The sequence below is a fragment of the Streptomyces apricus genome, assembly GCF_008369065.1.
Lineage (GTDB): Bacteria > Actinomycetota > Actinomycetes > Streptomycetales > Streptomycetaceae > Streptomyces > Streptomyces apricus.
In genome coordinates this window covers 1-2960 of sequence record NZ_VDFC01000144.1, presented here as the reverse complement: position 1 = coordinate 2960, position 2960 = coordinate 1, and the positions used below count along the sequence as shown (strand labels likewise).

Here is a 2960-nt window from a genome sequence, read left to right as displayed (position 1 = left end):
CGGTTCTCCTAGCGCGGCAGGGGGCCGCGGGGGACGCGGACCGCAGGGAGGTGGGGGGAGGGGTTCGATTTCTCGCACGCTATTCGGCGAGGTCCGTATCCGAGGCTTTTTGGGCGATCTGGCTGATTCGCGCGTGTCCGTGGCGGAGGCCGTGCGGGAGGGCCCTGTCAACCGGTGGCAGATGTGTCCGAAGGGGCGGGTGAGCCCTCGCGGGGACGGTTCGGCGTCCCGGGGGCAAGGGCTTTCGGCCCGAAGGGCGCGGGCGGGCCGGAGGCGTCGGGTTTCCGGAGCCCGGACCTCCTGGACCCAGGTGGTCGGCGGGATCTGGGCGGCCTGGGGGACTCGGACGGTCTGCGGAACGCGCACGTCCTGTGAGGCATGCACGGTCCGCGGAGCACGCGCCGGAACGCCCGGTCCCGTACCTGGCGTCCTCGCGTCTCCCGCACAGGGATCATGCGTACCCGTCCGCGGGCCCGGTGAATCCGTCGCGGCCCTACTGCCCTGTCGACAAAGGGAGTTGGCTTGAGAGGGTGAAACGGTTGCGTGCGCGGGCCGCCGTCACGGGCGGGGCCAGGGCCGCTTGCCGAGGCGCTCGATGCCGGTGTTGAACCGCCGCAGGTAGACCGCGAACTCGGCGATCTCCTCGTCGGACCAGTCGGCCATGATCCGGTCCAGCGAACCGACCGTCCGCTCGCGCTCCTCGTCCAGGATCCGGGCGCCCTTGTCCGTGATGCGGAACTTGCGGGCCAGTCCGCCGTCGGGGTCGGGGATGCGCTCCGCGAGCCCGGCGCGCATGGCCGAGGCGGTCTGCCGGTTGAGCGTCGAGGTGTCCAGCCCGAACGCGTCGCTCAGTTCGCCGATCGACATGGGCCCCTGGACGCGGATGCGGCTGAGCAGGATGTAGGAGCTGCGCTCCAGCACGCTCTCCTTGCTGCGCCCGCCGTGCGCCGCGAGCGCGTGCCTGCCGAGCAGCATCTGCTCGTACTCGACCTCGTACGTCGGCCTGCCCATGCCCACTGCCTCCTGCTTTTCGAGAACGGGGACGGCGCGGCTCGTTCTGCGGTGGCCCCGGCCCCATCCTCGCACAGGCTGTGCATCGGACACACGGCATGCATGATGCACAACATATGTAGACTGCATCCCCCCTAGCCCGTAAGAGATGCGAGGAGTCCCTTGATGGGAACCCCACCGACTTCCCCCCGTGCCACCGGGGTGGTCGCCACGCTGGCCTTCGCCGGCACCACGGCGGCGATCATGCAGACCCTGGTGACACCGCTCATCGCGGACCTGCCGAAGATCCTGAACAGCACGCCCTCGAACACGGCGTGGGTGATCACGGTCACGTTGCTGGTGGCGGCCGTCTGCGTGCCCGTCACCGGACGCCTCGGCGACCTGCTCGGCAAGCGGCGGATGCTCCTCGCCTGTTCCGTTCCGCTCATCGCGGGTTCGGTGGTGTGCGCACTGTCGTCGTCCGTCGTGCCGATGATCGTCGGCCGCGGTCTGCAGGGCGTGGGCATGGGCATGGTGCCGCTCGGCATCGCGCTCCTGCGCGACGTCATACCGGCGGCGCGGCTCAGCTCGTCCATCGCGCTCGTCAGCGCGTCCATGGGTATCGGCGGCGGGCTCGGCCTGCCGATCGCGGCGGCCGTAGCGCAGTACGCCAACTGGCGCGTGCTGTTCTGGGGTTCGGCCGCCCTGGCCGTCGTCATCGCCCTGCTGATCTGGTTCCTGATCCCGGACGTCCCGCCCGCGGCCAAGGGGCAGCGCTTCGACGCCCCCGGTGCGATCGGGCTCGGCGTCGGCCTGGTCTGCCTGCTGCTCGCGGTCTCCAAGGGCGCCGAGTGGGGCTGGGGTTCGGGGACCACCCTCGGGCTGTTCGCCGCGGCCGTCGTGGTGCTGCTGGCCTGGGGCGTGTGGGAGACCCGCACCCGCGACCCGCTGGTCGACCTGCGCACCACGGCCCGCCCGCGCGTGCTGCTCACCAACGCCGCCTCGCTCTTCGTCGGCTTCGGCATGTACGCGGGCATGCTGATCGTTCCCCAGCTGCTGCAGTTCCCCGAGGAGACCGGCTACGGGCTGGGGCAGTCGATGCTCGCGGCAGGTCTGTGGATGGCGCCCGGCGGCATCATGATGATGCTGGTCTCGCCGCTCGGCGGGAAGCTCACCGACGCGCGCGGCCCGAAGTTCACGCTGGTCTGCGGCATCCTCGTGATCGCCGCCGGTTACGGTCTCTCCCTCGCGCTGATGGGCTCCGCCTGGGGGCTGATGCTGGTCCTCATGGTGACCAGCAGCGGCGTGGGCCTCGCCTACGGGGCGATGCCGGCCCTGATCATGAGCTCGGTGCCGCTGTCCGAGACCGCCGCCGCCAACGGGTTCAACACGCTGATGCGTTCGCTCGGCACGTCGGTGGGGGCCGCCGTGGTGGGAGTCGTCCTCTCCCAGAACGTCGTCACCCTGGGCGGCTACAGCATCACCTCGGAGGACGGGTTCCGCACCGCGCTGATCACCGGGGGCGGGGTCGCCCTGGTGGCCGCCGTCATCGCGGCGCTCATCCCGGCCGTCCGCACGAAGACGCCCGAAGGCGCCCGCGCCACGGGTGACCGGGCGGACACGCCGGAACAGACCACGGTCTGATCCCGCCGCCTCCTTCGGTACGGCCCCGGGACCCATACCTGAGCCCGGGGCCGCACTGCGCCGGGCGACGGCTGATCCGCGGCGTACGACACGCCGCGGACGGGTCCGCCAGGCCCGCACCCGACCGACACGGCCCCTACCGCCCGGACGGAATGCTCCGCCCCTGAAGGCGGGGCGGACGCCGGAACACCGCAAGGCTGCGCCGCGCCGGCGGGTTCGTCACGCCTGCACCCGGCCGGGACGGGCTCCACTGCCCGGACGGGATGGTCCGCCCCTGAGGTGGGCGGACGCCGGAAGGCAGCAAGGCTGCGCTGCAACGGCGGGTT

At 71.8% G+C, this 2960-nt stretch carries 2 protein-coding genes; one reads left to right on the top strand and one right to left on the bottom strand.

Going from position 1 to position 2960, the window contains the following annotated elements:
* Positions 1 to 558: 558 nt before the first annotated feature.
* Positions 559 to 1011 carry a MarR family winged helix-turn-helix transcriptional regulator gene (locus FGF04_RS38630; protein ID WP_149516063.1) on the bottom strand — a complete coding sequence of 151 codons (453 nt, stop codon included), beginning with the start codon at positions 1009 to 1011 and terminating at the stop codon, positions 559 to 561.
* 165 nt (positions 1012 to 1176) lie between these two features.
* On the opposite strand from FGF04_RS38630, the gene FGF04_RS38625 reads away from it, so the two are divergent.
* Positions 1177 to 2634: an MFS transporter gene (locus tag FGF04_RS38625; protein ID WP_149516062.1), complete on the top strand. Its 1458-nt coding sequence runs from the start codon at positions 1177 to 1179 to the stop codon at positions 2632 to 2634.
* Positions 2635 to 2960: the final 326 nt, after the last annotated feature.